This window comes from Polaromonas sp. P1_G4 (genome assembly GCF_056405475.1).
In genome coordinates, this window is sequence record NZ_JBFUCA010000283.1 from 1 (window position 1) to 5,540 (window position 5,540).

Consider the following 5,540-nt stretch of genomic DNA (forward strand, 5'->3'; position numbering starts at 1 on the left):
CAATCAGGACGCATCAATGCTTTTCACCGCGCGCGCGGGCAAAGCTCAGGCAGCAGGTTCAAAAAACGCGCGCACAGCCTGCGGGAAAATCAGGTGTTCCTGCGTCAGGATGCGGGCAGACAGCGTCCTGGCAGTGTCGCCCGGCAGCACAGGCACCACCGCCTGCGCCAGGATGGCCCCGTGGTCCAGTACTTCCGTGACCTGGTGCACCGTCGCGCCCGCCACCTTGCAGCCCGCATCAATGGCGCGCTGGTAGGTGTCCAGCCCCGTGAAGGCCGGCAGCAGCGAAGGATGAATGTTGATCAAGCGGCCGGCGTAGTGCTGCACAAAGCCCGGCGTCAAAATGCGCATGAAACCGGCCAGCACCACCAGCGCGGGCGAATGCCGGTCAATGCGGGCCATGAGTTCCGCATCAAAAGCCTCCCGGGAATCAAACGACTTGTGCGGCACAACTTCGGTAGCAATTCCCAGGCTTTGGGCCAGGGCCAGCCCCGGGGCATCCGCCTTGTTGCTGATGACAGCGGCTACCTGTACCCCCCATTTGTTGCGCCAGCCCTCTTTTTGAGCGGCGCGGGAGATGGCGGCCATGTTGGAGCCACCGCCCGAAATCAGGATGACGATGTTTTTCTGCGCAGTTGCCATAGCCCTCTAGTTTAGAACGCGGCAGATAACAGCTCACCGCCGCCCCGCCGCACGCATCAAACTCAATGGCACGAATGTCCCAACTGAGACATAAAATTGCGAACGACCGTGCTAAAAATAGAAAATCGACCGTAGACATACCCGCCAACCGGCCTGGAGACATTCGCCATGGATTTAGCTTTCACCCCTGAAGAACAGGCCTTTCGCGAAGAGATACGCGCCTGGGTTCACGCCAACCTGCCCAAGGACATCTCGCACAAGGTGCACAACGCCCTGCGCCTGTCGCGTGACGACATGCAGCGCTGGGCCAAGATCCTCGGCAAAAAAGGCTGGCTGGGCCACGGCTGGCCCAAGGAATTTGGCGGCCCGGGCTGGAATGCCGTGCAAAAGCACTTGTTTGAAGAAGAGTGCGCACTGGCTGGCGCGCCGCGCGTGGTGCCCTTCGGACCGGTGATGGTGGCGCCCGTCATCATGGCCTTTGGCAGCCCCGAGCAGCAAAAGCGCTTCCTGCCAGGCATTGCCAGCGGCGAAGTATGGTGGAGCCAGGGTTACAGCGAACCGGGTTCGGGTTCGGACCTCGCGTCCGTCAAATGCCGGGCCGAACGCCAGGGCGACAAATACATCGTCAACGGCCAGAAGACCTGGACCACGCTGGGCCAGTACGGCGAATGGATTTTCTGCCTGGTCCGCACCAGCAATGAAGGCAAGCCGCAAACCGGCATTTCGTTTTTGCTGATCGACATGAAGTCGCCCGGCGTGACGGTGCGCCCCATCGTGCTGCTGGACGGCGAGGCCGAGGTCAATGAAGTCTGGTTCGACAACGTCGAGGTGCCGGCCAACAACCTGATCGGTGAAGAAAACAAGGGCTGGACCTATGCCAAGCACCTGCTGAGCCACGAACGCACCAACATCGCCGACGTGAACCGCGCCAAACGCGAGCTCGAGCGCTTGAAGCGCATCGCCAAGGCCGAAGGCGTGTATGAAGACCAGCGCTTTCGCGACGAGATCGCCAAGCTCGAGGTCGACGTGGTGGCGCTTGAAATGCTGGTGCTGCGCGTGCTCTCGGCCGAAAAATCAGGCAAGAACTCGCTGGACATCGCCGGCCTGCTCAAGATTCGCGGCAGCGAGATCCAGCAGCGCTACAGCGAGCTCATGATGCTGGCCGCCGGCCCCTTCAGCCTGCCCTTTATTGAAGAAGCCATGGAAGCCGGCTGGCAAGGCGACTTCCCCGGCGGCCTGCCGGGCGACGCGCCGCTGGCATCCACTTACTTCAATATGCGCAAGACCACGATTTACGGCGGCTCCAACGAAGTGCAGCGCAACATCGTCTCGCAAGTCGTTCTCGGCTAAACCCTATCAGTTCATTCCGGTTTAAAGGAAAGCATCATGGATTTCGATTTCACCGACGACCAGGAACAGCTGCGCGACGCCGTGCGCAAATGGGTCGACAAGGGCTACGACTTTGAGCGCCGCCGTGGCATCGCAAAGGCTGGCGGCTTCTCGCGCGAGGCTTATGGGCAGATCGCCGAGCTGGGGCTTACCGGCCTCTRCATCCCCGAGGCCGACGGCGGTCTTGGCATGGGCCCGGTCGAAGGCATGGTGGTGATGGAAGAGCTTGGGCGCGGCATTGTGCTGGAGCCTCTGGCGCAGACATTGATTGCCGGCGGCGTGCTGTCCAGCTATGCCCCCGAAGCCGTGAAGGCCAACTGGCTGCCGAAAATCGCCGCGGGTGAAAGCCTCATGGTACTGGCCTACCAGGAACGGGCCGCGCGCTACGACTTCAAAAAATGCGAGGCAAATGCGGCTGCAGCCGGCGATGGATGGGCGCTAACAGCTACCAAAAGCATAGTGCCGGCCGCTGACAAAGCCGATGCCTTCATCGTCCCTGCCATGGCCAATGGCAAGCTGGCGCTGTTTCTGGTGGAGCGCAGCGCTGCCGGCGTGACAACCAAGGGCTACAGCACGCAGGACGGCGGCCGGGCTGCTGAACTCACACTTAAAAACGCGCCCGCCACGCTGGTCACGCTGGACGGCCTCACGGCCCTGGCCCACGCTATCGACATCGGCATTGCCGCCACCTGCGCCGAAGCCGTAGGCGTGATGGACAAAACGCTGGCCATCACCGTCGAATACATGAACACCCGCAAGCAGTTCGGCGTGGCCATCAGCAGCTTCCAGGCCTTGCGCCACCGCGTGGCCGACATGAAGATGCAGCTGGAGCTGGCGCGCTCGATGAGTTACTACGCCTCACTCAAGCTCAATGCGCCGGCCGATGAACGCGCCCGTGCGCTGGCGCGCGCAAAGTACCAATTGGGCGTGTCGATGCGCTTTGTGGGCCAGCAGGCGGTGCAGCTTCACGGCGGCATTGGCGTGACCGACGAATACATCGTGAGCCATTACTTCAAGAAGCTGACCCAGCTCGAAATGACGTTTGGCGACACGCTGCATCAACTCGGCGAAGTATCGAGCCGGATGCAGGAGACGGCTGGCGTATTTGCCTAGAGCAACACTCACCCCCGATGCGGCCTGCGGCCGCCTCCCCCTCAAGGGGGCGCCACTGGCGGCCCGGCGAAGCCGGTTCCGCGGCGGCCGCTGACCTGGTGCCCGCGGGATCAGGCGAGCTAAGCGTGCAGGCGTGACGTTTTCGGAATATGCGCCATCAAGAATTCCATCTGGTCCGCCAGGATACGGCGGTTGCGCAGGATGAAGTCTTCCCAGAGGCTGGGCACATAAGGCGTGTAAAGAAGCGGCATGTGGGCCTGCTCAGGCGTGCGGCTGCTTTTGCGGTGGTTGCAGGCGCGGCAGGCGGTCACCACGTTCATCCAGGTGTCTATGCCWTTTTGCGCAAACGGAATGATGTGCTCGCGCGTCAGGTCTTCTTCATGGAAATGACCGCCGCAGTAGGCGCACACATTGCGGTCGCGGGCAAACAGCTTGCCGTTGGTCAGGCCCGGTTTCAGGTCAAACGGGTTGATGTTGGGAACGCCCTTGGTGCCGATGATGCTGTTGACGGTGATGATGGACTGCTCGCCCGTGATGGCGTTGTGGCCGCCATGGAAGGTAACGACCCGCGCGCCCATCTCCMAGCGCACCTCATCAGCCGCGTAATGCAACACGGCTTGTTCAAGGCTGATCCAGGATTGCGGCAATCCCTGGGCTGAGAGCTTCAAGACCTTCAAAACGAACCTCCATCATGGTGGATGACGCATGGAAACACGGCGTTCGGCTGACTGTGTATCAATATACAGTGAAATCATGGCAAACAGGTTCAAATCCCCCATAAACCACTTTGAAGCCCCGTTGAGACGGCCTCCAGCGCTATAAAAACGATAATTGCCCCATGAAAATTTTCCGCGGCTACCACCATCCCCAGCTGGCGGCGCAATGCGCCCTGACCATCGGCAATTTCGATGGTGTGCACCGCGGCCACCAGGCCATGCTGGCGCTGCTGAAAAATGAGGCACAGCACCGCGGGGTCCCCAGCTGCGTCATGAGCTTCGAGCCCCATCCGCGCGACTACTTTGCCGGCGTGGCTCGCAAGCCCGAACTGGCACCCGCGCGCATTGCTACCCTGCGCGACAAACTCACCGAGCTGGCGCGCTGCGGCATCGACCAGTGCGTGGTGCTGCCTTTTAACGCCCGGCTGGCCTCGCAACCGGCTGAGATGTTTATCGAGGAAGTCTTGCTGAAAGGCTTGGGCGTGAAATACGTGCTGGTGGGCGACGACTTCCGTTTCGGGGCGAAAAGAGCGGGCGACTACGCCATGCTGGACGCCGCCGGCGACCGCCTGGGTTTTGACGTCGCCCGCATGAACAGCTATGAAGTCAGCAACACCCGAGTGTCTAGTTCTGCGGTGCGCGAGGCGCTGGCGCAGGGCCAGATGACCCGCGTGGCCAGCCTGCTGGGCCGGCCTTACAGTATTTCGGGCCATGTGGTGCATGGCCGAAAACTGGGTCGCGACCTCGGTTTTCGCACCCTCAATCTGCGGTTTTCGCACTGGAAACCGKCGGCCAGCGGGATTTTTGCGGTGCAGGTGTTTGGCCTGGCCGACCAGCCCATTCCCGGCGTAGCCAACCTGGGGATCCGGCCCTCACTGGACCCGGCCGATATCAACGGCGGGCGCGTGCTGCTGGAGACGCATTGCCTCGAATGGCCGGCCAGCCTGGGCCCCGAGGGGGCATACGGTAAAATCATCCGCGTGGAACTGCTGCACAAACTGCACGACGAACTGAAATACGACAGCCTGGACAGCCTGAAAACAGGCATTGCCAAAGACTGTGACGAAGCGCGGGCGTTTTTTGCCCAGCCGCCCAAGTCGTTTCCAGCCTCCATGCACACGGAAACCAGCCGCCAGACCACGCGCGACCGAATTTAGACGATCTCGTCGCCTCTGGCCTCGCCTTTCATTTTTTGGCGACCGGCTTCTTCCCCACCGTATTTCCGGCGGCCCGCCTTTTCAGGCCGCCCTAACAACAGCATTCCAGAAGCATCCCATGTCCGAGACCAAAACCGATTACCGCAGCACCCTGAACCTGCCCGACACACCCTTCCCGATGCGCGGCGACCTGCCCAAGCGCGAAGCCGGCTGGGTCAAGGAATGGGACGAAAAAGGCATCTACAAGAAGCTGCGTGACGTGCGTGCCGGAAAACCCAAATTCGTGCTGCACGACGGGCCTCCGTACGCCAACGGCAAGATCCACATCGGCCACGCCGTCAACAAGGTCCTGAAAGACATGATCGTCAAGGCGCGCCAGCTTAAGGGCCTTGACGCCATCTACGTGCCGGGCTGGGATTGCCACGGCCTGCCGATCGAAAATGCGATTGAAAAGCTTCATGGGCGCAATCTTCCAAGGGACGAAGTGCAGGCCAAGAGCCGCGCTTTTGCCACCGAACAGATC

At 61.4% G+C, this 5,540-nt stretch carries 6 protein-coding genes; 4 read left to right on the forward strand and 2 right to left on the reverse strand.

The features are described 5' to 3' along the window. Positions 1-45: 45 nt before the first annotated feature. A complete protein-coding gene (gene purN, locus AC1D1X_RS14430) occupies positions 46-642 on the reverse strand; it encodes a phosphoribosylglycinamide formyltransferase (protein ID WP_477669681.1) in 597 nt (198 codons plus the stop codon). Positions 643-810: 168 nt separating this feature from the next. Here purN and AC1D1X_RS14435 point away from each other — a divergent pair, with 168 nt between their 5' ends. Together AC1D1X_RS14435 and AC1D1X_RS14440 are read left to right on the forward strand one after the other, a co-directional pair. After that, complete coding sequence (locus tag AC1D1X_RS14435) at positions 811-1,992, forward strand: acyl-CoA dehydrogenase family protein (RefSeq protein ID WP_477669682.1); 1,182 nt, start codon at positions 811-813, stop codon at positions 1,990-1,992. 36 nt (positions 1,993-2,028) lie between these two features. Next, positions 2,029-3,144, forward strand: coding sequence for an acyl-CoA dehydrogenase family protein (locus AC1D1X_RS14440; RefSeq protein WP_477698516.1), 1,116 nt, complete (start codon positions 2,029-2,031; stop codon positions 3,142-3,144). A gap of 119 nt (positions 3,145-3,263) precedes the next feature. Here AC1D1X_RS14440 and AC1D1X_RS14445 read toward each other — a convergent pair whose 3' ends face one another. Continuing rightward, positions 3,264-3,821, reverse strand: coding sequence for an HNH endonuclease (locus tag AC1D1X_RS14445; protein WP_477698517.1), 558 nt, complete (start codon positions 3,819-3,821; stop codon positions 3,264-3,266). Positions 3,822-3,982: 161 nt separating this feature from the next. Here AC1D1X_RS14445 and AC1D1X_RS14450 point away from each other — a divergent pair, with 161 nt between their 5' ends. Both AC1D1X_RS14450 and AC1D1X_RS14455 read left to right on the forward strand, forming a co-directional pair. After that, positions 3,983-5,017 carry a bifunctional riboflavin kinase/FAD synthetase gene (locus tag AC1D1X_RS14450; RefSeq protein WP_477698518.1) on the forward strand — a complete coding sequence of 345 codons (1,035 nt, stop codon included), beginning with the start codon at positions 3,983-3,985 and terminating at the stop codon, positions 5,015-5,017. Positions 5,018-5,135: 118 nt separating this feature from the next. Continuing rightward, positions 5,136-5,540: class I tRNA ligase family protein (locus AC1D1X_RS14455; protein ID WP_477698519.1), on the forward strand; the 405-nt coding region annotated here is incomplete at its 3' end.

What these genes read in the sequence shown, in the direction of transcription:
- purN (WP_477669681.1), bottom strand. Translation starts at nt 642, where the DNA reads ATGGCAACTGCGCAGAAAAACATCGTCATCCTGATTTCGGGCGGTGGC.
- AC1D1X_RS14435 (WP_477669682.1), top strand. Translation starts at nt 811, where the DNA reads ATGGATTTAGCTTTCACCCCTGAAGAACAGGCCTTTCGCGAAGAGATA.